Origin of the sequence: Streptomyces sp. NPDC059255 (assembly GCF_042752355.1) — a bacterium.
In the GTDB taxonomy this organism is placed as follows: Bacteria; Actinomycetota; Actinomycetes; order Streptomycetales; family Streptomycetaceae; genus Streptomyces.
This window is the reverse complement of the sequence record NZ_JBHYZP010000002.1, coordinates 355,328-379,130: the sequence shown is the minus strand read 5'-3', so window position 1 is coordinate 379,130 and position 23,803 is coordinate 355,328. Positions and strand designations below refer to the sequence as shown.

25 protein-coding genes are annotated in these 23,803 nt (G+C 68.7%); 8 read left to right on the top strand and 17 right to left on the bottom strand.

Annotation, left to right across the window (positions count from 1 at the left end):
- Positions 1-141 precede the first annotated feature (141 nt).
- From ACFXKG_RS05340 to ACFXKG_RS05330, 3 genes are all read right to left on the bottom strand, one after another.
- On the bottom strand, positions 142-885 hold the full coding sequence (locus ACFXKG_RS05340) for a lasso peptide biosynthesis B2 protein (RefSeq protein WP_384832605.1): 744 nt from the start codon (positions 883-885) through the stop codon (positions 142-144).
- Positions 876-2,744 carry an asparagine synthase-related protein gene (locus ACFXKG_RS05335; RefSeq protein WP_384832602.1) on the bottom strand — a complete coding sequence of 623 codons (1,869 nt, stop codon included), beginning with the start codon at positions 2,742-2,744 and terminating at the stop codon, positions 876-878. Before ACFXKG_RS05335 ends, ACFXKG_RS05340 begins: the two co-directional genes overlap by 10 nt.
- Before the next feature lie 105 nt (positions 2,745-2,849).
- A complete protein-coding gene (locus ACFXKG_RS05330; protein WP_384832598.1) occupies positions 2,850-2,996 on the bottom strand; it encodes a hypothetical protein in 147 nt (48 codons plus the stop codon).
- 322 nt (positions 2,997-3,318) lie between these two features.
- Between ACFXKG_RS05330 and ACFXKG_RS05325 the strand changes: the two genes are divergently transcribed.
- Positions 3,319-4,587 (top strand): XRE family transcriptional regulator, encoded by a 1,269-nt coding sequence (locus tag ACFXKG_RS05325; protein ID WP_384832595.1) that lies wholly within the window; start codon positions 3,319-3,321, stop codon positions 4,585-4,587.
- Between the two features lie 160 nt (positions 4,588-4,747).
- Here ACFXKG_RS05325 and ACFXKG_RS05320 read toward each other — a convergent pair whose 3' ends face one another.
- The 14 genes from ACFXKG_RS05320 to ACFXKG_RS05255 all read right to left on the bottom strand — a co-directional run bounded on the left by ACFXKG_RS05320 (position 4,748) and on the right by ACFXKG_RS05255 (position 15,620).
- Positions 4,748-5,659, bottom strand: coding sequence for an endonuclease/exonuclease/phosphatase family protein (locus ACFXKG_RS05320; protein WP_384832592.1), 912 nt, complete (start codon positions 5,657-5,659; stop codon positions 4,748-4,750).
- 177 nt (positions 5,660-5,836) lie between these two features.
- Positions 5,837-6,448: a hypothetical protein gene (locus tag ACFXKG_RS05315; protein WP_384832589.1), complete on the bottom strand. Its 612-nt coding sequence runs from the start codon at positions 6,446-6,448 to the stop codon at positions 5,837-5,839.
- 24 nt (positions 6,449-6,472) lie between these two features.
- Positions 6,473-6,835 carry a hypothetical protein gene (locus tag ACFXKG_RS05310; RefSeq protein ID WP_384832586.1) on the bottom strand — a complete coding sequence of 121 codons (363 nt, stop codon included), beginning with the start codon at positions 6,833-6,835 and terminating at the stop codon, positions 6,473-6,475.
- Positions 6,836-6,862: 27 nt separating this feature from the next.
- Positions 6,863-7,705: an endonuclease/exonuclease/phosphatase family protein gene (locus ACFXKG_RS05305; protein ID WP_384832583.1), complete on the bottom strand. Its 843-nt coding sequence runs from the start codon at positions 7,703-7,705 to the stop codon at positions 6,863-6,865.
- 87 nt (positions 7,706-7,792) lie between these two features.
- Positions 7,793-8,395, bottom strand: coding sequence for a hypothetical protein (locus ACFXKG_RS05300; protein ID WP_384832580.1), 603 nt, complete (start codon positions 8,393-8,395; stop codon positions 7,793-7,795).
- A 229-nt stretch (positions 8,396-8,624) separates the two neighbouring features.
- Positions 8,625-8,870, bottom strand: a complete 246-nt coding sequence (locus tag ACFXKG_RS05295; RefSeq protein ID WP_384832578.1) for a response regulator transcription factor — start codon at positions 8,868-8,870, stop codon at positions 8,625-8,627.
- Positions 8,867-10,315: a cytochrome P450 gene (locus tag ACFXKG_RS05290; RefSeq protein WP_384832575.1), complete on the bottom strand. Its 1,449-nt coding sequence runs from the start codon at positions 10,313-10,315 to the stop codon at positions 8,867-8,869. The genes ACFXKG_RS05295 and ACFXKG_RS05290 overlap by 4 nt, the downstream gene beginning before the upstream one ends.
- Positions 10,231-11,547, bottom strand: a complete 1,317-nt coding sequence (locus tag ACFXKG_RS05285) for a cytochrome P450 (RefSeq protein ID WP_384832572.1) — start codon at positions 11,545-11,547, stop codon at positions 10,231-10,233. Before ACFXKG_RS05285 ends, ACFXKG_RS05290 begins: the two co-directional genes overlap by 85 nt.
- Positions 11,544-12,140 carry an ATP/GTP-binding protein gene (locus tag ACFXKG_RS05280; RefSeq protein WP_384832570.1) on the bottom strand — a complete coding sequence of 199 codons (597 nt, stop codon included), beginning with the start codon at positions 12,138-12,140 and terminating at the stop codon, positions 11,544-11,546. Before ACFXKG_RS05280 ends, ACFXKG_RS05285 begins: the two co-directional genes overlap by 4 nt.
- Positions 12,121-12,489: a DUF742 domain-containing protein gene (locus tag ACFXKG_RS05275; protein ID WP_384832567.1), complete on the bottom strand. Its 369-nt coding sequence runs from the start codon at positions 12,487-12,489 to the stop codon at positions 12,121-12,123. Before ACFXKG_RS05275 ends, ACFXKG_RS05280 begins: the two co-directional genes overlap by 20 nt.
- The gene (locus ACFXKG_RS05270) at positions 12,486-12,914 is read right to left on the bottom strand and encodes a roadblock/LC7 domain-containing protein (protein WP_384832564.1); all 429 of its coding nucleotides are present in this window, start codon (positions 12,912-12,914) and stop codon (positions 12,486-12,488) included. Before ACFXKG_RS05270 ends, ACFXKG_RS05275 begins: the two co-directional genes overlap by 4 nt.
- A gap of 5 nt (positions 12,915-12,919) precedes the next feature.
- The gene (locus ACFXKG_RS05265) at positions 12,920-14,359 is read right to left on the bottom strand and encodes a histidine kinase (protein ID WP_384832563.1); all 1,440 of its coding nucleotides are present in this window, start codon (positions 14,357-14,359) and stop codon (positions 12,920-12,922) included.
- A gap of 299 nt (positions 14,360-14,658) precedes the next feature.
- Positions 14,659-15,141, bottom strand: a complete 483-nt coding sequence (locus ACFXKG_RS05260; protein WP_384832560.1) for a GntR family transcriptional regulator — start codon at positions 15,139-15,141, stop codon at positions 14,659-14,661.
- Positions 15,138-15,620, bottom strand: a complete 483-nt coding sequence (locus ACFXKG_RS05255) for an ATP-binding protein (RefSeq protein ID WP_384832557.1) — start codon at positions 15,618-15,620, stop codon at positions 15,138-15,140. Before ACFXKG_RS05255 ends, ACFXKG_RS05260 begins: the two co-directional genes overlap by 4 nt.
- Positions 15,621-15,926: 306 nt before the next feature.
- Between ACFXKG_RS05255 and ACFXKG_RS05250 the strand changes: the two genes are divergently transcribed.
- The 7 genes from ACFXKG_RS05250 to ACFXKG_RS05220 all read left to right on the top strand — a co-directional run bounded on the left by ACFXKG_RS05250 (position 15,927) and on the right by ACFXKG_RS05220 (position 23,665).
- Positions 15,927-16,811, top strand: coding sequence for a helix-turn-helix domain-containing protein (locus ACFXKG_RS05250; protein ID WP_384832554.1), 885 nt, complete (start codon positions 15,927-15,929; stop codon positions 16,809-16,811).
- Positions 16,812-16,815: 4 nt separating this feature from the next.
- Positions 16,816-17,028, top strand: a complete 213-nt coding sequence (locus ACFXKG_RS05245; protein WP_384832551.1) for a DUF397 domain-containing protein — start codon at positions 16,816-16,818, stop codon at positions 17,026-17,028.
- 1,607 nt (positions 17,029-18,635) lie between these two features.
- On the top strand, positions 18,636-19,772 hold the full coding sequence (locus tag ACFXKG_RS05240; RefSeq protein ID WP_384832548.1) for a tyrosine-type recombinase/integrase: 1,137 nt from the start codon (positions 18,636-18,638) through the stop codon (positions 19,770-19,772).
- A 479-nt stretch (positions 19,773-20,251) separates the two neighbouring features.
- Positions 20,252-21,544 carry a 4-carboxymuconolactone decarboxylase gene (gene pcaC / locus ACFXKG_RS05235; RefSeq protein WP_384832545.1) on the top strand — a complete coding sequence of 431 codons (1,293 nt, stop codon included), beginning with the start codon at positions 20,252-20,254 and terminating at the stop codon, positions 21,542-21,544.
- Positions 21,545-21,631: 87 nt separating this feature from the next.
- Positions 21,632-22,264: an MBL fold metallo-hydrolase gene (locus ACFXKG_RS05230; RefSeq protein ID WP_384832542.1), complete on the top strand. Its 633-nt coding sequence runs from the start codon at positions 21,632-21,634 to the stop codon at positions 22,262-22,264.
- A 55-nt stretch (positions 22,265-22,319) separates the two neighbouring features.
- Positions 22,320-23,099: an exodeoxyribonuclease III gene (locus ACFXKG_RS05225; RefSeq protein WP_384832539.1), complete on the top strand. Its 780-nt coding sequence runs from the start codon at positions 22,320-22,322 to the stop codon at positions 23,097-23,099.
- 128 nt (positions 23,100-23,227) lie between these two features.
- A complete protein-coding gene (locus ACFXKG_RS05220; RefSeq protein ID WP_384832537.1) occupies positions 23,228-23,665 on the top strand; it encodes a DUF6278 family protein in 438 nt (145 codons plus the stop codon).
- Positions 23,666-23,803 lie beyond the last annotated feature (138 nt).

The window sequence follows — 23,803 nt, the reverse complement described above, 5'->3', positions numbered from 1 at the left end:
GGTCAGCGCGGCGTTTGCGTCGCTTGCCGGTGGCGTCGGCGGAGGTCTTGGGAGCTGGAGAGGTCGTCACACCTGCGCCAACGACTCACCCGAACGGGTGTCACGGTCCCCCTCCATGGCGGAGGGTGGCGAATACGTTTCCTATTCAGGATGCCCGGTGTGTCGGATGCGCAGTGCGGGGGCGTAGGGCCATAGACGGTCGCCGGGCTCCTGGCCGATCACCGTGCCGGATGTCTCGTTCCAGGCGTGGGCGCCGGCCGGAGCGGTTCGGGCACCGATGGCCCACGTCACCCCCCGGCCGCGCAGCGCGGCGGCGAGGTAGCAGGCGAGGGATTCCTCAAGACAGGCCGCGCGGCCGGGCCAGGCGCGGGCGGCCCGGCGTACGGCTGCGAACAGATGGTCGGCCCGCTCGGGATCGGCTGGGTGCAGTGGCAGGCGGGCGACGAGGCGTGCGGCGGCGATGCTGGTCCGGATGGGTGCGCAGCGCAGAAGGAGCAGGGCGGCGGCCAGCGCGACCAGGCCGGCGGCGCGGTCAGCCGCGCCCAGTGGTTCGTCCGGAGGCAGGGCGGGGCGGATCTGTATCCGCGCCGGGTCGGGGGCCGGGGCGGCCGGGCCGGAGAGGAGGCCGAGTTCGCGGAGCTGGCCGACGAGCGTGTTCAGATCGGCGCGGACCACGGCCGGATCGGCGCCTTCGCGGATGAAGGTGGCGGTCAGGTCTTCCGCGGCCCGCTCTGGTCGGGTGCCTTCGGTGACGCGGTGCCACAGCAGGGCGGCGGTGGGGTTGAGGTGCTGCCAGTGGCCCCGGCCGGTGCGGGTGTCCATCACTGCGGCACGGCCGCTGGCCAGCCGGGCGGTGTAGAGCTGGGGAGTTGTGGTTACGGGCACTGGATGCTCCCTTGAGGGGCGGGCTGCCACCACGCGGTGTGAGCTGCTGCGGCAGTCAGGCGGGCGAGCCACAGTTCGGTGACGATCAGGTGGTGCAGGTCGGCCAGCGGCGCGGGTGCCCCGGCGATGGCGGCTTCCAGGTCGGCGGTGGCCCGGTGGACATCCAGCAACCCGGCCTCGGCGAGGCGCGACGTGGTGAGGATGCGCCGCAGGGCGGGGGCGTTGGCGGTCAGGCCGTCGAACACGCTCGTGGTGAACAGAGTTTTCGTCTGCCGGGTCAGGAGCCAGTTCGGTACAAGCCGGGCCAGGGCCACCCTCGCGAGGGGCTTGTAGACCCGTGGCTGGGCCCGTTCGAAGGTCGGGATTGCCAGGCATGCGGTGGTGACGGCGGTGTCCAGGAACGGGGCGTGGATCGGAACACCCCACTGCTGGCGGGCGATGGCGTCGAACGTCGCGTGTTCGCCTGCCATCCATTCCAGATCCAGCCGGTCATGCAGCGCGCCCGGGGAGGAGTGCCCGGCGGAGTGCGGCGTGCGCCCGGTGACGAGCCCGGCCACCGCCCGCCGTCCGGCCGGGGTGAGCCAACGGGCGCTGGCCGTTGCCGAGCACCAGGCCAGCGCGTCCACCGGGGCTGGGCGCCAAGCGGTCGGAAGAGGCTTGGTGAACCGGTCTCCCAGGTGCTGAAGCGCGCGGGAGTAGGGGGTGCGGGCGGTGGTGGTGAGCTGCCGCCAGGCTCGCCACGGCTCGATCCGGCAGGTGCGGGCGAAGTCGGTCACCCGCCGTAGGGCCATGAGACGGTGGCCGGCGAGCATGGCGTCCACCCGGTGACTGCTCGGTGCGGCCAGGACGTTGTCCCCGCCCCGCCCGGTCAGATGCGCGCCGGAATCGTGGGCGGCTGCCGGAGCCAGCCGGGCGGCGAGCAGGGACAGGACGCCGAGCGACATCGATGGGAGATCGGTGAGCGGCAGGGCGTCAGGTTCGTCGAGGCCGTCGAAATGCCGCACGCCTTCGACGCGGGCATCGACCACACGGTGGGTGATGCCGCCGACCTCCGCGGCGATGCGGTGGGCGAACAGGAGATCGTCGTCTTCGGCCATCCGAGCGTCGGTGTAGGTGACGGCCAGCACCGGCCGTTCGGCCACGGCGAGGCAGGTGACCGAGCTGCTGTCCACGCCGCCGGACAGGTCACTCGTCAGCCGGTCGGTGGCCTGTGCCCGGCGGGTGACTGCCGTGGTGAGTGCTTCCCGCACTGATCGGGCCCCCTCTCCGAGCGTCAGCGCGGCCGGCCCGGCGGGGAAGGCGATCACGTGCGGTACGGCGTGGTCCTTCAGCACCAGGGCGCTGCCCGGCGGGATCCGGCGGACCCCCTCGAAGTGCGCACGGTCCAGTCGGAAGTCCACCCCGGACACGGTCATGTCGGCCAGCAGCCAGGTCAGATCGGGGGCTGCACCGTTCAGGGCGGCCAGCGGGGTGGCAGCCGTCGCCCACCACACGGCGCCGGTTTCCTCCCGCCAGTACAACGGGACCACACCGGCGCCGTCCCCGAACACCCACGTGTCGCCGCCGCTTTGGAGGACGGTCAGATGCGAGCCGGGCAGCAGTGCCGCAGGCCCGCGGTGCCCCCGCCGCCAGGCGCTCATGGCGGCCCGGCGTTCGCCGGCGTCGGCCAGGCAGTGCCCGGCCGTAAGCAGCCGGATCCCCGATCCGTCCGGTGATCCGGTGACGGTGCACTCACCCGTGGCATGCCCCACGGTCCACACGCGGCCGTGCGGCAGGGCAAGACGCTCGGTTCCGTTGCACGGCACGAGGACCGGCGGTCCGGTGCTGGTGGCGGATATCCCGACAACGAAGCGGTTCACACGGCCTCCTGCCGTAAAAAGGGTGCGCCCGGGACGGTCCGCCGTGATCCACAGCGGACCGACCCGGGCGCCGGCTTCAGTACCCGGTCACTGCCGACGTGAGGGTTAGCTCGCGTTCCAGTACTGGGTGTCGTCGGCCGGGTCGTGCTTCTTGTTGCCGAGCGTGGCACCGGTGACGGTGCCGAACCCGGTCACGACGGCCGGAACGTAGCCGTTGTCCGCGAGAGCCGGAACCTGCGTCTGGTCTTCCATCGGGTGTCTCCCATTCGAGGAGTGCGCCGCCCACCTTCAGCCCCAGCGTCCGGCCGGGGAGGTGCTGCGGCGGCTGTGACGTCACAGTCCCCGAGTTCCGCAGGCTCCGGAAGACCGTTGACGGGTGCGGTACGGGTGCGGCCATGAGCACCCCGCGAGCACCCGCAGTCGCTATTCCAGCCGGGCCCGGCTCCCGCTAACGTCGACATGTTCGGCTACAGATCTCGAACCCGAAAGCCGGGGCTGATGGATGCACCTGCTGACACGAGCTCTACTCGCCCGCGGCTGGAAGCCACCCGAATTCGCCCGCCGATTACGTGACTTGAGCGTCAGACGCGGCATCCCGGTAGGCACCGGCAAGGACGGCGTCTACCGCTGGGAGGCCGGACGGTGCCCCGACCAACCAACCCGCTACCTCATCGCGGAGCTGCTGGGTATACCTCAAGAAGCGGTGGACCAGTACCCCTGGCCCCACTGGCTGGCTCTGGACCCGCTCCAGCAGCCCACCCGCTACAGCTGGGACGCATCCGGCGCCATCCAGGCGCTCGCCGAGGTGTCCGGGAGGGAGAACATGACCATGGACCGCAGGCACTTCACCCTGCTGACGGGCACCACTCTGACCACCTCACTGTGGGCGTGGCTGACGGCCGACCCCGCCGCGGCAGGCCAGCTCGCCCGAGCCCGCCGCCTGGGCGAGACAGAGGTCGCCCGCGTCGAAGAACGCGTCCGCCAGTTGCGGCACGCCGACGACATCGACGGCGGCGGCCAGCTCCTGGCCGAGACCGCCGTCGGACTCGAACTCGTCGTCAACCTGATGAAGAACCGCAGCTACACCAACGCCCACGGCGCCAGGCTGCACGCCGCCGCGGCCGATCTCGCCCGCATGCACGCCTGGGCCACCTTCGACGTCCACGACACCTGCGCCGATGGCGTCTTCCACGCCGCTCTGCGCTCCGCCCATGCCTCGGGCGACACCGTGCTCGGCAGCCACATACTCGCGTTCTGGTCCATCGCCGCCAACAACACCGACCGCCCGGCCGACGCGGAATCCATGACCGACGCCGCCCTCTCCGCAGCCCGCGGCCGCACGACACCCCGCGTCGAGGCCATGCTGTACTCCCGCCGGGCCCGCGCCCGAGCGCACCAGAACAACCCGGCCGCACTCACCGACCTCGACCAGGCCGCAGCCCTCCTGGACACCGCCGACCGAAACCTGGGCGAGGACCCCGAATGGGTCGCCTGGTTCGACCGGAGCGAACTGCTCGGCGCCATCGCCTCCACCCACCTGGACCTGAACCAACCCGACAGGGCCGAGAACACGTTCGTCCAGAGCGCCGCCCTGTTCCCCGTCGATCAGCGAGTGCGCACCCATACGCTGTTCCTCGCCCGCCGAGCCGACGCCCAATGGCGCCAGAACGAACCCGAACGCGCCTGCGCCACCGCCCACCAGGCACTCGACCTCACCGAGGAGATCAGCTCCCACCGTGCCGCCGGCCCACTGCGCGACCTGGCCGCCAGCATGGCCGAGCGGGCAGAGATCCCGGCCGTACGAGACTTCCGCGAACGGGTCACGACCGCCCTGAGAACCTAGCCCGTCAGGCCCTGGCAGGGGTTGATCACGCACTCCCCGACGCCTGAACACTGCTGACCTGAAGCCTGGTTCTCGGCCCGGGACGAGGTACCGTGCTCCGCACAGAGGCGGGCCGCCCGTCTCGTCCCGGGCTGGCGCCGCGTGGCGGACCACGCGGGGCTCAGAGAGGCAGGGGCATAGCCTTCCCCATCTGGGTGAGGGCACGTTCCAGCCGGCCGCGGTGGAAGCGGTAGAAAGTCAGCCCGTGATCAGTCACAGCGCGGGTGTCCTCGTTGTCGATGACTTCGACGTGTTCGAGGGCGGCAGCGACTCCTCCGGCGGAGTAAGTTCGGTCAATCCTCTGGGGCCCGCCCTGGTGGGGCTTGTCGAACCCGGCGGTGGCGGCGAGAGCGCCGGGCTGGCCGAGGTGGTCAGCGGCGAAACGGGCAAGGTCGACATACCCCGCGTCTATCAGGGCGCCGTCGGGGCGGGTGTCGCTTCTGCGGTGTCCGTCGGCGTCCACGTAGGTCCGATGGACCATGTGCGCCCGGTCGGTGACCTTGTCCCAGTCGGGCAGGGTGACCGGCTCGGGGCGTCGCGGGTAGCTGTTGGTGTCGCCTGCCGCGATGGTGGCCATGCCGAGCTGTGCCTGTGTGGTCAGCCATCCGGCCTCGGTGAGACGCTGGCCGGCGTCGAACCAGCACATGTGGAACGACAGGAAGTTGAGCGGCACGGGGCAGTCCCCGAGCTGTGCCGTGACGTGGCAGGGGTGGAGCCACCACGGTTTCCTGCGGGGCCGCTCTCGGACGACGTGGAACAGGTCGGGGCGCAGATACACGGCGGTCGCGATGTCCGCGTCCGCAGAGGGGTTGGGGGCGGACAGGAACCCGCGGAGCTTCAGGCGTTTTTCCGTGGTGTGCTTGAGATCGTGGCCTCGGTCCCTGCTGTACTTCGCTTCCTGCTGGAGCAGTACGTCCGGCCCGCCGTCTCCGAGTTCGGCGAGGATGTCCAGGGTGAAATCCCGGTGCTCGCCGCTGCGGCCACCGTCGTCCTTGGTGTTCCAGACTGCGACGTCGACGGTGCTGGAGTCCATGGGGCCCTTTCGGTTCGAGATCGTGTGGATCCCTGTGCGGTGCAGGGCTGGTGGGCCGGCCGCTTGCTCCCTATGGGGTGCGGCCGTGGCGCGATCAGCGCTGCCTTCCGAGGGCGTGAGCTGCCATTCCCGTTGGCCGGGTCGCCTGGCTCACGCACTCGGAGGCATCCGGTCAGGTCAGGTAGTACCTGAATGTGCAGTACTTCGCATCGGATTCCCGGTGATGGCAAATACCAAATGCACCGAGTATTCGGGGGTGGTGACGTCGTGCTCCACATTCGGAGGGAGGAGAAGGATATCTCCCGCCTTGGTCACGATCTCCTGGCTGCCCTGCGGTGCCGAGATCTTCCATGCTTTCGTGCCGCGCATTTGCATGATGACGCCGAACCATACATCGTAATGGGCGCCGAGATTGTAATCGGTGGCGTTTGATTCGTACATCGTGCATATGATGCGGCGTCTGGTCAGTCTTGCCATTTGGGTGGCTACCAGGCTGTACCATCCGTCGCTCCGCGCGTCGATGCTTTCGTAGACCCGAGTGCGAGGCTGCTGCTTGTAGGCGGCGCTCAGCCTGTTCTGGTCGGTTTCGCGATGGAATGTGGTGCCGTCGGCCAGCGCCACGGACTGGCCGGGTGTTCGCTGTTCCCCCAGGGGGAGCGGCAGCCCGGTCGTCCATTCCGTTTCGAAGAGGTGCGGCAGGTGTCTGGCCTGGTCTCCTCCGGCGCGGTACGTCGGCAGAGTCGCAGACCAGAGCGGGGAGAGGATCTTTGTGGCCGTTTCGTGGTGCATCTGAGGTTCCATGCGGTCCGCCCCCTAGATGATGTAGACGTGACCCTTCCCGGCGTGCGCTTCGCTGGGGGGATGGGGGATGTATTTGCAGTCGCTCGCCATCGGCGTGTAGTCGATGAAGTCCTGATCCGCCGGATTGATGATCTGTGTGTCGTGGATGACATCCGCGGGGTGAAGGTCGGCGATGCTGCGCGGGCGGAGTTCTATGATCCCACTCGCTTCGTTGACCTCCTGGACGAGTACGTCGTCCGGCCGGATCTGCATTTCCGGCGGTGCGACCATGAGGCGCAAAGAGGCGCCGGCCGGATTCGTCGCAAGGATCTTGCTGATCTCCCGCAGCATGGTGGCCTGCTGTTCCGCCAACGTTGCCTGGAGTACCGCGGTCATGGCTCCTGCTTTCTGTATTGGTTGAGGTCAGTGTGTGTCGAGGATGACCGGAAGGTGGTCGCTGGCGGCGCGGGTGGCCTCGGTGTCGAGAGTCCAGTAGGCCGTGGGCCGGATGCCGGGGCCGCGGATGAGCGCGTGGTCGAGGCGCAGCGGGGTCGGCTCGTTCTTGTACCAGTGCCCGACGGTCGCGGCGCGCGGTGTACTCATCAGGTCGTCGGGGTCGGTCCATCCGGCGTCCAGCAGTACCCGCATGGCGGCCCGGTCCGCCTCGCCGAGCGAACCGTCGGGCAAGACAGTGCGGTAGCGGGGTTGAAGGTTGACGGGGACCGTCGACCAGTCCTGTTCCGGATCTCTGATCGACTGGCAGTTGAAGTCGCCGAGGAAGACGGCGTTGTCGGGCATGCCGGGGAAGTCCCCGCCGGAGTCGGTCATCCACAGGCCGATCTCGGCCAGCCGGGCGGCGCCGTTCGCGGGAGACAGATGCGTTCCGAGGACCAGGACGTCCCTGCCGTCGATCTCCATGCGGGCCCGCATGAGACCGTGGTGGAACTTGCCGACGCCGACGGCCGGTGTGTAGGCGATGACCGTGGCCGCCGAAGGGCGGTAGAGCAGCGCCGTGGCGTTCTCTCCGTCACCGATGCGGCTGGTGACCGGGTGCAACGCCACCAGGCCGAGCGCGTAGGCCAGTTCGTGCAGCCGGCGCCAGCCGTCGCGGTGCCAGCCGGTCGCCTCCTGGATCACCAGAACGGTCGGTGCCGGATCCAGACTCGCGAGGATCTGTATCTGTTCTTTCCGCCGGTGTTCCGATCCGTCGGCATCGATACCGCCGTTGAACATGTTGTATGTGACGTAGCGACTCAAAATTCGCATTTCCTTTCAGTGTGGGCATGGCTTTCCCGGCCGGGGGCGGGTCTGGCCTCCCGGAGGGGAAGAAGGTGTGGATGGGGTGCCGCGGTGTTACGGCCGGGAGGGGCTGAGGGGCCTGGCCTGTTCCGGGTCTGCGATGAGTGCCGCGAGGCCGCGTTTGCGTTCCGGGCGGCGCTGCATCAGGTACAGGTGCGCGAAGGTCGCGTTCTGGGTCCGCCGCACTTCGGCCCAGCCGTCGCGGTGGATGAGCAGGTCCCTGACCGCCCGGCTCGGGACGGTGCAGCGGATCCACTCAACCTCAGGGTGATGCCGTGCCACCCAGTCGCCGGCCCACCAGGTCATGTAGAGCGCGAGGGGGTCGCGGGCGCTCCCGAAAGGGGAGAGGCGGGTGTAGACCATGCGCATGCCCATCGTGGGCTCCTTGCGCTCCTGGGCGCTCCAGCCGGGGTCGTGCACGATGGTCTGGTGCACCACGGCGCATCCCAGGATCTCGCCGTCCTCGGTGAGGATTTTGACCGGTCCCGGATCACTGTCGAGCAGGCCCAGCACGATGTAGCTGTTTCTGCTGCCCGGGTAGCCACGTTGGGTCATCCACGTCTCCCTGGAGTGCAGCAGCGCGCGTAGGGCCTCGGCGTCCGCCGTGGTGGCGGAGCGCACTTGGTACGGCGGGACGCCGACCGGTAGCCGCGTCACGCTTAACTCATCGTCGGCTGGGGGCTGGGCGGGAATGGTTTCCTCCGTTGAATGATCGGACGAAGAAGCGAGGTAGCTGTACGGATTGCCCCGGCAGGATTCAGAATTCCGTCACTGCTGGAGGGATCAAGGATCACGAAGTGGCTCGTCCGCGTGCGTGGAGGAGTGGGTCACGGCTGAGTGGTGTCTCCGGTACGAGCGCGGGGCGCTGGGTTATCTGTTCGCACGGTCAGATCAGGTGCTGGCGCACGGCGTAGGCCACGGCGTGTGTACGGCTGCGCAGTCCGTATCGGCTTCGGAAGCGGTGCAGGCGGCGGCTTGTCGTGCGCAGTGAGATGTTGAGTTTCGCGGCGATGACCCGGTCGGTGTGGCCATCCGCGGCCAGCAGGAGGACGGCGCGTTCCTCGGCCGGGACTCGGGTGTGCGGGGCGGGTGCGGTTGTTCCGCCGTGGACGGAGGGAAGCGCTGTCGTCACGGGAGTTTCCTGGTTGCCCAGCTGCTGGTGCCGCCGGGGGGACGCTTGTCGGCTTTCGCCTTGGTCAGAATTCCCTGGACGTTGCCGTACGAGCGGTTCGTTTTGTCCGCGATGAGGCGGATGCTGTCTCCCTGGCCGTTGTCGTAGGCCCAGAGCACATAGGTCTCCAGCTCCTCCCGTTCCTCGTCGGAAGCTCGGGCGCCGGGCTTGATCCGGGGCAGGGGTGGTGCGCTCAGGGTGACGTCCACGCGGAGAGGCCCGTTGGCGATGAACGAGGGGACATGCGCGGACGTGCCGGGGGCCAGGCGTATGTCGGGGAAGTGGGCGAAGACGGCGCGGAGGGCGGCTTCGGCTTCCATGAGGGCGAGTGGCCGGCCGATGCAGTGGTGGACGCCGACGCCGAAGGCGAGGTGGTCGGTGGGGTCCATGACCCGGTCGGGGTTGAAGTCGTCGGCGTCGTGGCCGTAGCGGCGGGGATCGCGGTTGGCGGCGGCGATGCTGGTCAGGATTGCCTGTCCGGCCGGGATGACGGCGCCGCCGACCGTGATGTCCGAGATGGCGTAGCGCAGGGGCAGGTTGGCGATGCTGGGGTGCAGGCGCAGGACTTCGGCGAGGACGCGGTCCCAGGTGATTTCGCCGGCCAGCAGGCGGCGGAGTTGGTCGCGGTGGGCGAGCAGCAGGTAGATCGCGTTGGCGATGAGGTGGACGGTGGTTTCGAAACCGGCCCCGTTGACGAGGAGGATCGTGTCGCGCAGTTCGTCCTTGGTGAGCCGTCCGTCGTCGGTCTCCCGGATCGCGATCAGGGCGCTGGTCAGGTCGTCGCCCGGGGCGGCCCGTTTGTGGTCGAGGAGGGCGGGCACGACGGTGCCGATCATCTCGATGGTGCGCTGGGCCTGCTCTTCGCTGAGGGTGGTGTCCATGATCCGGGCCACCAGGTCGGCCATGTGCGGGCGGCTCTCCTCGGGGACGCCGAGGAGACGGTTGATCACCTCCATCGGCAGCGGGTAGGCGAGCACAGCGCGCAGGTCAGCGACGGTGCCGGGCGGACAGAAAACGAGCGGGGCGAGGAGCTGTTCGATGATGTCGGCGATCTGCGGGCGCAGGGACTCGACGCGGCGGTTGGTGAACGCGGTCTGGAGTGGCCTGCGGAGCCGGGCGTGGTCGGTGCCGTGGGTGTTGAGCATGTTCTGGGGGCCGACCCAGCCGAGGATCCATCGCCAGTCCGGGCGGGTCTGGGCCTGGTCCCACAGGGCCCAGTGTTTGCGGGGGTTCTTGCTGACGCGGGGGTCGAGTATGAGGTCGCGCAGTTCGGCGTGGCGGGTGACGGCGTGGGCGGGGATGCCGCCGGGCAGGGTGACGGCTACGACGTCGCCGCGTGCGCGCAGGGCCGCGGCTTCTCCTGCGATGTCGCGTCCGAAGGGGTCGAGTTCGTACGGCTGTTCCACGGGTTGTCTCCGGGCTGGTCGGGGCGTATGGGCCGGAAGGTGACGGGCAGTGCGCTGAGTGCCCGGTGGAAGGGGCCGGGTCGCCAGGTCAGGGCGCCGGGTTCGGCGGCCAGGCGCATGCCGGGCAGGAGGGTGAGGATCCGGTCGATCGCGGCGCCCGCGATCAGGAGTGCGGGATCGGCTGCCGGGCAGCGGTGCGGGCCCGCGCCGAAGCCGAGGTGGGCGCCGCTGTCCGACCGCTCCCCCTGATGGTCCAGGCCGGCGGCCGGTTCGGTGTTCGCCGCGGCGTAGGAGACGAGGACCAGTTCGGCGGGCCGGATCCACGTGCCGTGGAAGTCGGTCGGCTGGAGGACGAAATAGGGTCCGTAGTTCGCCATCGAGGGGTCGTCGCGCAGTACTTCCTGGAGCGCGTCGTAGGTGGTCAGTGCCCCGTCGCTGAGCGACGCGTGGTAGCGGGGATCGCTGACCACCCGGGCGATGGCGTTGACGATCAGGTTGAGCAGCGGTTCGAAGGCGGCGCCGAGCAGCAGGATCACCGTGTGCAGGCCCTCGTCCGGGGTCAGTGCGGCGGGGTGCTGGATGATCCACGAGGTCAGGTCCTGTCCCGGCTCCTGGTATTTGGAGTGCAGCAGGTCGCTCATGTACTGGCCGAACGCCGCGTTGGCCGCCTCGCCCGTCTCCGGTGTCGCGTTGAGCAGTCCCTTCAGGGCCGCGATCAGTTCGGCGGAATCCTGGTCGGGTCGGCCGAAGAGCCGGTTGAACAGGCGCAGGGGAATCTGCTGGGCGTACTGGTCGACCAGGTCGGCGCTGCCGGTGACCGCGAACTCCCGGATGAGGGCATCGCAGATCTCCATGACCAGCGCACGGAGCCGGTAAGGGGGAACCATGGCGAGGCAGTCGGTGACCACCTGCCGGTAGCGGCGGTGCGCGGCCCCGTCGGAGAACAGCACGTTGGGCCGCCATCCGATCATGCCCATCAGCCCGCGGGCCGCCGGCGTGTCCGGGAGCGTGGCCTGCCAGGGACGCGGATCCTTCGACCAGTTGCCGCTGCGGTCGTCCAGCACCTCCAGGGCGGCCCGGTATCCCAGCACCAGATGCGCCCCGATACCGGGTGCGATCTCGACCGGCGCCACCGTCCCGTGCTGGGCGCGCAGGACCTGGTAGACGCCGTGCGGATCCGCGGCGAACTCGGCGCTGTACAGACGTCCCGCGTCGGGGAAGAAACGGTTCATGATGTCAGCACCCGATTCTGGATGTGCTCTACGAGGGCGATCAGGGCATGGCGGGCGGAAGCGGAGTCGCGGGCATCACACACCGTCAGCGGCGTACTGGCGTCGAGGTCGAGCGCGGTACGCACCTCCGTCACCGAGTGATCCGGTGAGTCGTCGAAGAGGTTGAGGGCCACGCTGTAGGGCAGGCCGCGCGTCTCGACCCAGTCGAGGACCTCGAAACTGGCATTGAGGCGCCGGGTGTCGGCGAGGACCAGGATGCCCAGGGCGCCGTAGGTGATCTCGTCCCACAGGGTGCGGTAGCGGTCCTGTCCTGGGGCGCCGAACAGGTAGAGGATGGCGCCAGGGTGGCTCGGGCCGGGGGAGGACAGATCGAGGCGGCCGAAGTCGATGGCGACGGTGGTGGTCGTCTTGTCCCGGACACCGCTGATGTCGTCCACCCCGGTACCGGCCTGCGTCAGGGTCTCCTCCGTGCGCAACGGTTCTATCTGTGTCGTCGCGCCGACCATGGTGGTTTTGCCGACGCCGAAAGGCCCGGCGATCACGATCTTCACGGGGACAGGACGGACGGGGGCGTCAGAGGGCGCGGAGACCATTGAGGAGCACCTCCAGGAGGGCCGGATCGGGCTGTTCGGCGGGCGGGGCCGGGGGACGGGCCTCCAGCAGGCCCAGTGTGGCGAGGGCCGCGGTCATCATCCGGACCACGCCATAGGGCAGTTCGAGACCGGCGGCCACCTCGTAGGTCGACAGCACCCGGCTGTCCTCCACGAGCCCCAGGAACCGGCGCGCGGCCGGGTCCAGGCCCATTCCGGCGGCCGAGGTCTGCGAGCGGTAGAGCAGCGTCGTCCGCTCCACGCCGCTCACGTCCTGGTCCGGCACGCTCAGACCGGCCAGGCCCATGTAGCCGGGCACCATCCGGCGCCGCTGCGGCGGCTCCCCGCTCATGACACCGTCGGGGTACGGGCGGCGGACGCCTGGTCCAGCGCCGTGGCGAGACGGCCGACCTGCACCTGCGTTTCCTGGGCCAGACGCCCCAGGTCCACGCCCGCAGCCGCCCACAGGGCCAGCCCCGCCCCCACACCCGCCGGAGCGATGTAATAGACGCCGCCGTCGGCGGTCCCGATGACGAGATCCGAGATGCCCGCACCGCCGCTGCACCGGACCACCTCGCGGGCGATGGACAGCGCGCTGCTGGTGGCAGCCGCCAGGGCGTCCGCGGTGTCGGTGTCCAGCCCGGGGGCCCGGCCCAGGATCAGGCCGTCCCGGCTGTAGAGCAGCCCGGAGACCACACACGGCGCCTCCAGCAGCGGCGTCAGGATCCACGACAGGTCCGCGGACAGCGGGATGGCCAGGAGAGATTTCGAGTTCATGATTTTCAGTTCCTCTCGGTGTCATCGGGACGGCCGCCGGACTCCTCGACCAGGGCCAGGCCCTCCTTACGGCCACGGGCCCACGAACCCCAGGTCCGTCCGGCCTCCTGCGGCGTCCGCACCGCCGTCAGCGGCGGCGCCGCAGCAACTCCCGCACCCCCCGGCGCGCGCCGGCGACGAGAGGGCAACACACCCTCACCACCAGCCTTCCCCGGCTCCGCGCGGAGCGCGGCCGTGCCCGCCGGGCGGACCGGCTCGGGGGCCAGCACCGAGGGCCGCGTCTCCTGCGGCATCTCCACCAGCAGCGCGTTCGGCAGGCTGACCACGGCGGACACTCCGCCGTGACGCCCCTTACGCACACTGACCCGCATCCCGTACTGGCGTACGAGCATGCCGATCGCGGCCCAGCCGGTCCGCGGCGGATCCCCCAGATCCACCAGCCGCACCGCCCGCTCCCCGCTCAGCAACCGGCGCGCCCGCGCCAGTTGCTCGGTCGTCAGGCCCACCCCCGCGTCATCGATCGTGATGCTCACGCCGGTCGGCGTCTCGTGGAGCTCCGTCTCCACCCGCAGCGTGCCGTGCGAGTACTCCACCGCGTTGGCCAGCAACGCGGACGTGATGATCCGCACGGCCTCCACAGCCTGTTCCGCCACCCCCACCCGGCGCTCCAGATGATTGACGGGCGTCGCGATCCGCCGCTGGAAGTCCTGCACCCGGCTGGCCGCGCTCATCACCACGTCCGGCAGATGCGTCTGCTCACGGAAGAGAAGCGAGGTCGCCCCGCAGGCGACCGCCGGCGTCTGCACCGTACGGCCCAGCACTTCGTTGGCCATGTCCAGATCCAGAAGGGCGGCCATCAGCCCCGGATCCGCGTCCGGGTAGGCGTCCTGAATGGCCTCGATCTTGTCCTGCATCCGCAGATGCATCCGGTGGACACGGCCCAGCACGCCCCGCACCACGGCGAGCCCTGCCTCATCGGCCCGCTCGCCCTCCGCCAGCACCGCGCGGTGGATGTCTTTCAGGATCGCGTCGTGATTCCAGTCCAGGTCCGTCGCGGCCAGCTGCTGGTGCATCAGGCCAGGCACGACCACGTGCGGAGCATGTACGTGCTGGAGCACCGCCGGGATCCGCGCGGACCGCAGATACGCGGTCTCCGCGCCCGCCCGCCGCAACTGCTCCAGCAGATCGCGGGCCCCGTCGTCCAAGCGGCGCAGCTTCTCCTGGGCGCTCCGGTTGACGTGCTCCACATCAGTACGCGCCAAGCGCTGGGCCTCATCGACCCGATGCTGGGCCTGCTCCTCCGCCGCCTTCGTCTCGGCCCGCGCACGGGCCAGCTCCCGCCCTAGCACGGCACGGCCGCGCCGCGCCACCACCAGCGCGGGGCACGTCACCGCGGCCACCACACCAGCAGCGGCGGCCGTCACCATCAAGGGGTCTATCACCATGAGATGTCCTGAGATCGGAGGAAGCGAAAAACGGGACGGGGCATGAGCGCCCCGGGCACGCTGCGGCGAACCGAGCGGACCAAAGGGGACGCGAACGGCAGCGGGGGCCGTCGGGCAGTGGGTCGTCGGCCACCGCTGCCCGACGGGGGCCTCTCCACCGGCCGCGGCGGATCATGACGCAGCAGCCAGTGGGAGGGCCCATCGGAGGCCGGCCTCGGCGGGAGCCGCGCCGGGGACGGCCTGGTTTCAAAATCGCGGGAACCGGGCGGATGCCCCAGGCGATGCACACCTCACGCCCATCACGTCGCCGTCCGGTGACGGTTGGGCTCGCTCACGAAGGTCCCCCGGCCGGACACGTAAGCGAGGAGGCCCTCCCGCTTGACGGGCCGCAGCGCCACCGCCGCCGTCACGCGGTGGACTCCGAACTCCTCGCCCAGCACGGATACAGAAGGGATCTGGGTGCCGGGAGCGTAAGTGCCGTCCGTGATCCGAGAACGGACCGCACGCTCAACGACTTCCATGGCCGTGCTCTCGCACGGGTCGACCCAGACCGGACCCGACGCCCCGACGACGCGGCTGCCCACACCCGACCGGGTTTCGATGAGCCCCTCGGCACGCAGCGTCTTCACGATATGGAGGACGCCCTCGGGGTGGAGCCCGTAGAGGCCCTCCAAGTCGGAACTCCGCATAGTGAACCCCGGCGCCCACGCTCCGCTGGTGATCCGGCTCCGAACGTCGGCGAGCGCGTTCACGGTCCGCTCCCAGCGGGATATCTGGCTCACGCGGCACGCTCCAGGGGAACCTGACACCACGTCGTCGTGCCACCCTCACTCACGCCCCACGTACCACCGCACGCGGACACGAGGGCATCCACGATCAGCAGCCCGCGGCCCCTCTCCTCCAACGGGCCGGCCACGCGCACCCGGGGAACAGCCGACGAGCCGTCCCGTACCTCAAGACGCAGCGCGTGACTTTCCGTCACCGACATCCGCAGCCGCACATCCAGACCCTCTCCGTATCGGAGCGCGTTGGTGACCACCTCGGACACCACCAGCTCCACCAGTTCCAGCAGCTCGTACTCGTCCAGCCCCCACTTCTGCAGCAGCGCGCAGCAGTGCTGGCGGGCGGCGAACGGATAGCGGTCATCACTGTGCGTCCCGCATCCGGGCACAGCTCTGACCATTACCAGTTCGCATCCCGCCCGCGCCGCATGCTGGGCCTTCGCACGCTGGTGCGCGGCGAAATGGTCGGTCCGCAGCATCGGGGGCTCCCTCCGCAAAGCATGGTGCTGCTCGGGCACGCCAAACAGGGGCGGAAAGCAGCCTGCCGCTCACGCTCTGCTGTGGCTCAACCACGGTGCCTCATGCGACAGTTATGGCACAACGGATACTCCGGAGAATATTCTTCAGCAGGAAAAACGTCATATGCCGTGACGGGCGCATGGCCCGCAACGGCGAACGCATACGCTTGATCGCCGACAGCATGACCTTGTTCACCATCTGCATGGGCGGGTTCGGCGCAGGCATGGGCGCGTTCAACCGGAGAATGGAATGGGGAGGGGTACACCATGGCGCAGAGGCCCAGGCCCACGGTTCGACGCATCGAACTCGGCTATGAGCTGCGGGTGATCCGCCAGCGAGCGGAAATGACCCTTGAAGAGGTGATCGAGACGAAGGCTGTGCCGGGCCTCTACTTCGCCAAGCTGCAACGGGTCGAGAAGGGCCTGCAGGATCTCGGTACATCCGGGGCTCTCCGCGCGCTCCTGGAACTGTACGGCGTGACGGACGAGCGCGACGTCGAGCAACTGCTGGCAATCCAGCGTCAAGGCTCCAGTCAGGACTGGTGGACACCGTTCAGATCCAGTCTGCCCTCGGGCATGCCCCGCTTTGTCGGTGTCGAGGCCGCGGCACGAGAGACCTGGGCGTTCCATCCCGCCCTCGTACTCGGACTGCTACAGACGGAGGAGTACGCCCGAACCCTGTTCGAGCTGTCCCAGCCGGTCGAGGAGACCACCAGCGAGTTCATCGCCCGGAACGTAGAGGTTCGGATGCGCCGAACTGAAGCCCTGACCGGATCCGACGACCCGCTCATCCTGCGCGCCGTGCTGTGGGAGCCAGCACTCCGCTACCTGATCGGCAGCCACGAGACGATGAGAGAGCAGTACAAGCATCTGGCCGACCTGGCATCCCTGCCGAACGTCACCATTCAGATCCTGCCGATACTCCCTCCGAAGATCCGGGGGTACCTGCCCGTGCATGACTTCAGCATCCTCCACCTGGCCGGCGACCTGCCGACCTCAGTGCAGGTCGATAACGCCTGGAGTGCCACGTCGGTCACCGACAAGCCCCGCGAGGTCGGTCGCTTCACCCGAAAGTTCAACGCGATCACCGCTTCGGCCCTCGCGCCGGAGGAAACCCCCGGCTTCCTGGAAAGCCTGACCCGAGAGTTGTGACTCCATGATCCAGCCCCGTACGTACGACACCCCTGGTCTCACCACGGTTGTCTGGCGCAAGTCGTCGTACTCCGACGGCGCCGGCAACAACTGCGTAGAGGTTGCTGAACTGGCCCTTGCGGTCGGTATCCGCGACTCCAAGGACATCACCCGATCAGCCCTTATTGTCCCCGTAGATGCCTGGACCTCGTTCGTGGGCCTGATCGCCTCCCACTGACCGATGAACCCAGAACGGGCCCCTCCTCACCTGTAGCTGTAGAGAGGAGGGGCCCGTGCTTTTAGTTCTGCCTCAGCCGCCGCGCCGGTAACCTCATCCGTCCGATCGCTCCGTAGTGCTTCATGTCGTCACTCCATATCCCTCGTGAATCCCGACACAGTCGCAGTGCCCACCGCCGCCGTTGATGCTCCACCCTGGCCCTCGGCTGACCGCGGCACCTCGGGCGCGGAGGGGCCGGGTGAGGTTCTCGGCCAGGCCAGGCCAGGCCGGGCGAGGGCCGGGTCAGGACGTCAGGGGCCAGGTAATGGTGGGAGACACCTTCGTCGCGCATGGCGCTGTCTGTTTTCTGGCCGTCGGCCGCGACCTTGGTGAGGCAGTCGGCGAGGGGGTTGAGGATCTCGTCGGCGGTCTTGGTCCAGGTGAAGGGTTTGGGGTCTTCGTTCCACGGCCGTGGGGGTGCTGGGGACGGTTGAGGGCGGTTGCGGAGGCGGCGTCGGGCGCTGTTGCCGGGGCTGGGCTCCGGATTCGGGGTGGCGGAGGTAGCGGTGCGACTGATTGACGACCTGGCGCCGGCGACCCTGTTCATCAACCCGGCAGCCTATGCCCGGCCGCTCGGCGGAGAAGCCGTCCTCCCATCGCCAGCGCCCCGGATACGTGGGGATACGGTTTGCGGACCGAGCGCAGCCAGCCACTGATCCTCCCCATGCATTGCCGCAGAAAAAGCATTCGCCCACGGCGGACAGGAAATTGCTGCGAAAGACTGGATAGCTACGTCAGGACCATGTCAAAGTACAACGTCCAGTAAAACACCAGGCCAAACGGTGCTGCCTCTCGACTGCGGTCAAGATCCCGAGAATGCTCGAATGAAACGCCGCATGGGTTGCCCCCGCTGGCGCGGCCCTTCCTTGGAGGCACGTCTGTCTGAGACGGCTATCCGATCCGTCCGCTTTACCTCACCTGTGCTCTTCGTCCTTGGCGGACTGAACACCTGGGTCGGCCAAACGGAAGCTGATTACCTTGCCGCATCCAGCGGGCTCTGCGTCTGCGTGGCTGGCCTTTTCGGCGAGGATCTCTTGCAATGGAGCTATCGCGGCGATCGTATGGTCCTCGCGTATGTAGCGGCACATCTCGTTGCCGCAATACGGCAAGTGGCACAGGCCATCAGCATTTCCGAGTTCCTAGCTGGGTGAAGCTCAAGCGGCTCACGGATGACGGCCTGCTGAGGGTCGCATCGGATGGCGCGCCCGGCCCCTGCGCTCGTATCAGCTGGCACTTGCCGAGGGTAATCCCAACCATACGTCGAGTTTGTGATGCGGCGCGCAATATAGACCACGATCGCCGGTTAGCCAAACCGGCGATCGCGGCGACCCTTGAGGTGTTCGCATTCGGTTGCCCTTGGTGGTGGAGTTGCGGTGAACCCGGCGGGTCGAGTCGTATTGGGAAAACCGCGCCGTCCTCTGGTGTCCGATGTCGCGATGTCCTTTGCTGAAACGCAGTGGCGCCCCCTTGAGTGGGGGACTCCACGCTCTGAAGGAGAGTGAGTAAACCTGTCGGTTCCGATAAAGAAGCTTCCGCCGAACGCGAAGGGGCAGACCAGGTACCGGTTCGTGATCGATGTAGGGATCAACCCCGCCACGGGCAAGCGTAAGCAGTTGACCCGTACATTCGACACACTGAAAGAAGCGAAATCCGAGTACGCGCGTATCGCAAATCGCCGCCAAGAAGGGACGCTTGTACCACCGAATAAGATCACCGTGAATGAGTGGCTAGATCAGTGGCTGGCCATGAAGGCCCGGGATCTAGAAGAGACCACGATCTATAACTATCAAGTTACCCTGGATCGAGTGCGAGGGAAGCTGGGGAATATCCGCCTTCAGGAGCTTTCTGAAGAGGACGTGGAAGCGTGGATGCAGTGGGCTCTGAATTACGGACGTGTCCGTGGTGGCCAGGCCGGTGCTCCGCTCGGAGTGACCAGTGTGGATATGAGTCTATCTCGGCTAAAGGATGCTCTAAATCGAGCGGTAACGCGTCGGCTGGTCTCTGTGAACGTAGCCCAACACGTGACCATTCCGCGACGGGCGCGAAAAGAAGAGCGAAAGAATAAACAGGTGATAAAGCCCTGGAGTGTTCGGGAGGTTCAGGGATTTGTTTATGGGATTACGGGGGAACGGCTTTATGCTCCACTTTTGCTATCTCTCATGGGGTTGCGTCCCGCTGAAGTCTGCGGACTGCGGTGGGGGGATGTCGACCTCGACAACGCCACGATCGCTATTGCCAACACGCGGACGATGATGGGTAATCGATACGTTGTGGAGAAGGATACCAAGTCTATGGCTGGTGAACGTGAACTTCCGTTGCCTACTCCGGTGCTTGCTGCTCTCAAAGCGTTCAAAGCTCTCCAGGCCAGGGAGAAGCTAAGTGCGGGGGAAGGGTACGCAGACTCTGGATACGTTCTGGTGCACGAGACCGGAGAAGCCTTCACGATCAAGCAGCTCCGTCGACGCGCGTACCGGCTCATGGAGATCCTTGGTCTCCGCCGAGTTCGTATCTACGACGCTCGTTCCTCTTGTTTTACCTATCTGGCCAACCAGGGCGTGCCGGACCACATCCTTGCGCGGTGGGCCGGACACACGAATGTGAAGACCACCAAGAAGTGGTACGTCAAGCCGGACGTAGAGGACCTTCGCGGAGCCGCCACCACATGGCATGGTTTGCATGGGGTTGCGGCGGACGGGCAAGGATGAGCCGCGTTGTCTACCGGCCGATCGACTTGCCAAGCCGTTTGGCCAGCAAGGTCGACAGAGATCCGAAGCTCGGCGTCTGGTTGTGGACGGTAGCTGTAACAGGGGGCCTGCCTGGTTACGGTTCAGTCTCCTGCCGGGGAAGGCGAAGCTCGTTCCCCGGATTGGTGCGCAGACAGCTCGTAGGCGAGATGCCGGAAGGCTCCCCAAGTGAGTGATGCCGAGCCCTGGGGGCGCCACCGCATGCTGCAACCTGAACCGCTGGGAGACCGTGGCGAAGGAGGAGGCTGATTGTCGCCGGGACTGGGAGAAGGGGCGTCCGGACGGCCCACTCTGGGCCGGTCACATGATGGTGTCGGAGAGCGCGTATGTGGCCCCTCGAAGGCACAGGCGGTGCAGGACCTGTCGTCGCGAGGTGAACAAAAGCCGATGAGTTTGCCCTGGCCACGTGAGATCTCGTGAGACATGAGAGGGTCGGGCGGGTGAGCGAGACACCACCGAAGACCCTGCAATACCGCCTTGACGGGCCCCAAGAAGCCCCTGTGCTGGTTGTGGGCCCCTCCTTGGGTACCACATGGCACATGTGGGACCGCCAGGTGCCCGAGCTGACCCGCCAGTGGCGGGTGTTCCGTTACGACCTGCCCGGCCACGGCGGTGCGCCGGCCCACCCCGCCACCAGCGTCCCCGAGCTGGCCCAGCGGCTGCTGGCCACCCTCGACGGGCTCGGCGTCCAGCGCTTCGGCTACGTGGGCTGCTCCATCGCCGGGGCCATCGGCGCCGAACTGGCGCTGCGCCGCCCCGACCGGGTCGCCTCGCTCGCCCTGGTCGCGGCCTCGCCCCGGTTCGGCACGGCCGACGAGTTCCGCCAGCGCGGGGTGATCGTCCGGGCCAACGGGCTCGACCCGATGGCCCGCACCGCGCCCGAGCGCTGGTTCACGCCGGGCTTCGCCGCGGCCCAGCCCGCCATCGTCGAATGGGCCGTACAGATGGTCCGTACGACCGACCCCGGCTGCTACATCGCCGCCTGCGAGGCGCTCGCCGCCTTCGACATCCGCGCCGAACTGGGCCGTATCACCGTGCCCACGCTCGTCCTGGTCGGTGCCGAGGACCAGGTCACCGGGCCCGCCGAGGCGCGCACCCTGGTCGCGGGGATACCCGACGCCCGGCTCGCGCTGGTCCCCGGGGCCTCGCACCTGGCGCCCGTCGAGCAGCCCGCCGCCGTCACCGACCTGCTCGTGCACCACTTCGCCACCGCCTGGTACAACCCGTCCGACACCGCCACCGGCCTGACGGTGATGCCCGACCGGCCCGACCGGCCCTCGGTCTCCGCGACGATCGGCCCGGTCGCCGAGATCGCCCCCGCCGAGCAGCCCCAGGCCGTCGCCTCCGGGCGCGCCGACCCGTTCGAGGCGGGGATGCTGGTCCGCAGACAGGTCCTGGGCGACGCGCACGTGGACCGCGCCATGGCCGCCGCGGACGAGTTCGCCGGCGACTTCCAGGAGCTGATCACCCGCTACGCCTGGGGCGAGGTGTGGACCAGGGACGGCCTGGACCGCCGGACCCGCAGCGCGGTGACGCTGACCGCGCTCGTCGCGGGCGGCCACATGGAGGAGCTGGCTTTCCACACCCGGGCCGCGCTGCGCAACGGCCTCACCCCCGCCGAGATCAAGGAAGTACTGATCCAGACGGCCGTGTACTGCGGGGTTCCGGCGGCGAACACCGCGTTCCGGGTGGCCAGGACCGTGATCCAGGAGGAGACCCGGCCGGAGGCGTAGCAGGATGGCCGGTGAGGACCTACAGGGGGGACAGCGGTCCGGAGAACAGGGAACGGTCCGGAACAGGGAACAGGGAGGCGGTCAGCGGTGAGGCTCACCAAGAAGACGCACGCGTGTGTCCGGCTGGAGAAGGACGGGCGCACGCTCGTCATCGACCCCGGGACGTTCACGGAGGAGGACGCGACGCACGGCGCGGACGTCCTCCTCGTCACGCACGAGCACCTCGACCACTTCGACGAGGACCGGCTGCGGGCCGGTCTGGAGGCCAACCCGGGCGCCGAGCTGTGGACGCTGCGCAGCGTCGCCGAGCGGATGTCCGCCGCCTTCCCCGGCCGGGTCCACACGGTGGGCCACGGGGACGCCTTCGACGCGGCGGGTTTCGCCGTACGGGTCTACGGGGAACTGCACGCCGTGATCCACCCGGACATCCCCCGGATCACCAATGTCGGCTTTCTCGTGGACGGCGCGGTCTTCCACCCCGGCGACGCGCTCACCGTGCCCGACCACCCGGTGGAGACCCTCCTGCTGCCCGTCCAGGCGCCGTGGAGCAAGATCTCCGAGGTGATCGAGTACGTACGCGAGGTCAAGCCCGCACGCGCCTTCGACATTCACGACGCGCTGCTCACGGACCTCGCCCGGCCCATCTACGACACGCAGATCGGCTCGCTGGGCGGCGCCGACCACGGCAGGCTCGCCCCCGGCGCCTCGGCCGACCTGTAGCCGCCGCCGAGGCCGCCGGCCCCGGCTGTCGGACCCCGCCGATAGGCTGTCACGCATGCGCATCGCCACCTGGAACGTCAATTCGATCACCGCCCGGCTGCCCCGGCTGCTGGCCTGGCTGGAGAGCAGCGGCACGGACGTGCTCTGCGTCCAGGAGACCAAGTGCAGTGAGGAGCAGTTCCCCGCCGAGCCGCTGCGGGAGGCGGGGTACGAGTCGGCGGTGCACGCCACCGGCCGGTGGAACGGGGTGGCGCTGATCTCGCGGGCCGGCCTGGCGGACGTGGTCAAGGGGCTGCCCGGAGGCCCGGAGTACGAGGGCGTCGCCGAGCCGCGCGCCATCTCCGCGACCTGCGGCCCGGTCCGGCTCTGGTCGGTCTACGTCCCCAACGGCCGCGAGGTCGGCCACGACCACTACGCGTACAAGCTGCGCTGGCTGGAGGCGCTGCGCGACGCGGTGACCGAGGACGCGGCCGGCCCGCGCCCCTTCGCCGTCCTCGGTGACTTCAACGTCGCCCCGGCCGACGAGGACGTGTGGGACCTGTCCCGCTTCGAGGGTGCCACGCACGTCACGCCCGCCGAGCGCGCCGCGCTGGCCGCGCTGCGCGAGCGGGGGCTCGGCGACGTGGTGCCCCGCCCGCTCAAGTACGACCGCCCGTACACCTACTGGGACTACCGCGAGCTGGGCTTCCCGAAGAACCGGGGCATGCGCATCGACCTGGTGTACGGGAACGGACCGTTCGCGGGCGCCGTCAAGGACAGTTACGTGGACCGTGAGGAGCGCAAGGGCAAGGGCGCCTCGGACCACGCCCCGGTCGTGGTCGACCTCGACGTTTGAGCCGACGCCCCGGGCAGTGGAATCGGGGACGACCGGCGCGGCCGGACCTGGTCAGTGCGGCCGTCCCGGCCGCGGGCGTTCCGCGCGCCCTGTGGTGCCCCGACGGGGGGAGTGGCACGCTGAGCGGTATGAATTTCTCCTTTCTGGACAACTGGCGCAAGCGGCATGACGGCGCGGACGGGGCGCCGCTCTCCTCCGCGGTCGGGGAGCCGGAAGGGGTGGCGGAACTCCTCTCCGAGTGCGAGCTGCTGCGTGCCAGAGCGGGGCGGCACGGTCTGGAACTGGACGATTCCCCGGCCTCGTTGGAGGCGCTCGACCAGCTGCCGCCGCGCTGGCGCGACGATCCGGAGGAGCTGCCCTGGCTGGGCAACGACGCGGGTCTCTACCTGGGCACGGTGCTCGTCCGCACCGTCCCCGGCGCCGTCTGGCACATCTGGCCGGACGGTCACCCCGTCGTGCGGCTGGTGTCCGGCCGGGAGATCGAGGTGGTCGAGGCAGGCCAGGAGTGGGCCGCCACCGGGGCGCCCGAGCTGTCCCAGGTCTACGCGGAGGCGGCCGAGGCCTGACTCCGGCCGGCGTTCTGCAGCCGTTCTGCAGTAAATACGGGTTATGTCCCCTCTCTGCGTGCCATGCGTGTCGTACGCGAAGTCCCTTGGCGGGCTGGATAGTTTGCGCTGACCTCGACACAGCCGAGAGTGAGTGGG

Excerpts from the sequence above, each read along its gene's own strand:
- ACFXKG_RS05250 (WP_384832554.1), top strand. The coding sequence starts at position 15,927 with ATGGCGCAGAGGCCCAGGCCCACGGTTCGACGCATCGAACTCGGCTAT.
- ACFXKG_RS05275 (WP_384832567.1), bottom strand. The coding sequence starts at position 12,489 with ATGAGCGGGGAGCCGCCGCAGCGGCGCCGGATGGTGCCCGGCTACATG.
- ACFXKG_RS05270 (WP_384832564.1), bottom strand. The coding sequence starts at position 12,914 with ATGAACTCGAAATCTCTCCTGGCCATCCCGCTGTCCGCGGACCTGTCG.
- ACFXKG_RS05310 (WP_384832586.1), bottom strand. The coding sequence starts at position 6,835 with ATGACCGCGGTACTCCAGGCAACGTTGGCGGAACAGCAGGCCACCATG.
- ACFXKG_RS05220 (WP_384832537.1), top strand. The coding sequence starts at position 23,228 with ATGAATTTCTCCTTTCTGGACAACTGGCGCAAGCGGCATGACGGCGCG.
- ACFXKG_RS05305 (WP_384832583.1), bottom strand. The coding sequence starts at position 7,705 with ATGCGAATTTTGAGTCGCTACGTCACATACAACATGTTCAACGGCGGT.
- ACFXKG_RS05245 (WP_384832551.1), top strand. The coding sequence starts at position 16,816 with ATGATCCAGCCCCGTACGTACGACACCCCTGGTCTCACCACGGTTGTC.
- ACFXKG_RS05280 (WP_384832570.1), bottom strand. The coding sequence starts at position 12,140 with ATGGTCTCCGCGCCCTCTGACGCCCCCGTCCGTCCTGTCCCCGTGAAG.
- ACFXKG_RS05320 (WP_384832592.1), bottom strand. The coding sequence starts at position 5,659 with ATGGACTCCAGCACCGTCGACGTCGCAGTCTGGAACACCAAGGACGAC.
- ACFXKG_RS05265 (WP_384832563.1), bottom strand. The coding sequence starts at position 14,359 with ATGGTGATAGACCCCTTGATGGTGACGGCCGCCGCTGCTGGTGTGGTG.
- ACFXKG_RS05255 (WP_384832557.1), bottom strand. The coding sequence starts at position 15,620 with ATGCTGCGGACCGACCATTTCGCCGCGCACCAGCGTGCGAAGGCCCAG.
- ACFXKG_RS05225 (WP_384832539.1), top strand. The coding sequence starts at position 22,320 with ATGCGCATCGCCACCTGGAACGTCAATTCGATCACCGCCCGGCTGCCC.
- ACFXKG_RS05315 (WP_384832589.1), bottom strand. The coding sequence starts at position 6,448 with ATGCACCACGAAACGGCCACAAAGATCCTCTCCCCGCTCTGGTCTGCG.
- ACFXKG_RS05285 (WP_384832572.1), bottom strand. The coding sequence starts at position 11,547 with ATGAACCGTTTCTTCCCCGACGCGGGACGTCTGTACAGCGCCGAGTTC.
- ACFXKG_RS05330 (WP_384832598.1), bottom strand. The coding sequence starts at position 2,996 with ATGGAAGACCAGACGCAGGTTCCGGCTCTCGCGGACAACGGCTACGTT.